This window comes from Photobacterium phosphoreum (assembly GCF_002954725.1).
Taxonomy (GTDB): domain Bacteria; phylum Pseudomonadota; class Gammaproteobacteria; order Enterobacterales; family Vibrionaceae; genus Photobacterium; species Photobacterium phosphoreum.
The window spans coordinates 2,335,952-2,337,652 of record NZ_MSCQ01000001.1 but is presented as its reverse complement, the minus strand read 5'-3'; the positions used below and the strand labels follow the sequence as shown (position 1 = coordinate 2,337,652).

Genomic DNA, 1,701 nt, shown 5'->3' with positions numbered 1-1,701 from the left:
CAAATTGCTATTGTTGCATTTCTTACCGAAGTAAGAGAATAAATGGTGCCGACTACCGGAGTCGAACTGGTGACCTACTGATTACAAGTCAGTTGCTCTACCTACTGAGCTAAGTCGGCACATTAATTCTGTAATCTCTCCGCTCTATTGAGCCAAGAAATAAATAGTGGCTCCCTCTACTGGACTTGAACCAGTGACATACGGATTAACAGTCCGGCGTTCTACCAACTGAACTAAGAGGGAACAGATTTTATCGTTGCTTGACACCATTCTTCAAAAGAGAAGAAATGGTGCCTCGAGGCGGAATCGAACCACCGACACGAGGATTTTCAATCCTCTGCTCTACCGACTGAGCTATCGAGGCAACGGAGCGCATTAAAAAGGTTTTTGACCTTTTCGTCAATGGTTTTTTTTTAAATAGTTACCAACATTATCTTTTTTGCGCTGATTGCTGTTATTTTGCACGTGAATGTTGGGTTTTTTGGTGTTTGTCAGTCTTGGTGGGGAAAAGCGTTTGATGGCGTCAGCGTTGTAAAAAAAGTGAATAGAAGAAAATGAGTGGTGGCATACAAGTCTAATTTATCGTCATTCCCTACAGTGAATGCTTGCGAGGGCGATAGGGAATCTACTATTTGCGCGTTGTAGGTTAATTGTTTTAGCTGGCATCTTTTAAGCTCAATAACGCTGTGAATAGATCACGGATAGCCTTCGTAGCTCAGCTTTCAAGATGTGAATAATAGGTAGTGTTATTTTTGTTGTGACATATAAGTCTAATTTATCGTCATTCCCTACAGTGAATGCCCGCGAGGGCGATAGGGAATCTACTATTCGCGCGTTGTAGATTAATTGTTTTAGCTAATGTCTTTTAGGCTCAATGATGTTGTGAATAGATCGCGGATAGCCCGTACCTCAGCTTTCGAGATGTGAATAATAGCCAGTGTTATTTTTGTTGTGGCATACAAGTCTAATTTATCGTCATTCCCTACAGTGAATGCCCGCGAGGGCGATAGGGAATCTACTATTCACGCGTTGTAGATTAATTGTTTTGACTAATGTCTTTTTGGTTCAATAACGCTGTGAATAGATCGCGGATAGCCCGTACCTCAGCTTTCGAGATGTGAATAATAGCCAGTGTTATTTTTGTTGTGACATATAAGTCTAATTTATCGTCATTCCCTACAGTGAATGCCCGCGAGGGCGATAGGGAATCTACTATTTGCGCGTTGTAGATTTATTGTTTTAGCTGGTGTCTTTTTGGCTCAATGACGCTGTGAATAGATCGCGGATAGCCCTCGTACCTTAGCTTTCAAGATGTGAATAATAGCCAGTGTTATTTTTGTTGTGGCATACAAGTCTAATTTATCGTCATTCCCTACAGTGAATGCCCGCGAGGGCGATAGGGAATCTACTATTCACGCGTTGTAGATTAATTGTTTTGACTGGTGTCTTTTAGGCTCAATAACGCTGTGAATAGATCGCGGATAGCCCTCGTACCTTAGCTTTCAAGATGTGAATAATAGCCAGTGTTATTTTTGTTTGGCTTCACTCTACTGGACTTGAACCAGTGACATATGGATTAGCAGTCCACCAAGCTTCTCATAAAGTGTCGCCAACTGAACTAAGAGGGAATTTCACCAAAGTACAGATGTAAAAAAGCCCGCAATTGCTTGCGGGCTTTCTTATTTGGCTTCACTCTACTGG

General features: G+C 41.7%; 4 tRNA genes. All 4 read right to left on the bottom strand.

The window, feature by feature from the left end:
• Window positions 1-43: 43 nt before the first annotated feature.
• Window positions 44-119: transfer RNA gene (locus BTO21_RS10230), tRNA-Thr, on the bottom strand.
• A 48-nt stretch (window positions 120-167) separates the two neighbouring features.
• Window positions 168-243: transfer RNA gene (locus BTO21_RS10225), tRNA-Asn, on the bottom strand.
• Between the two features lie 45 nt (window positions 244-288).
• Window positions 289-364 (bottom strand) — tRNA-Phe (locus BTO21_RS10220).
• A 1,173-nt stretch (window positions 365-1,537) separates the two neighbouring features.
• A tRNA-Ser gene (locus tag BTO21_RS20075) sits at window positions 1,538-1,629 on the bottom strand.
• Between the last annotated feature and the right edge of the window lie 72 nt (window positions 1,630-1,701).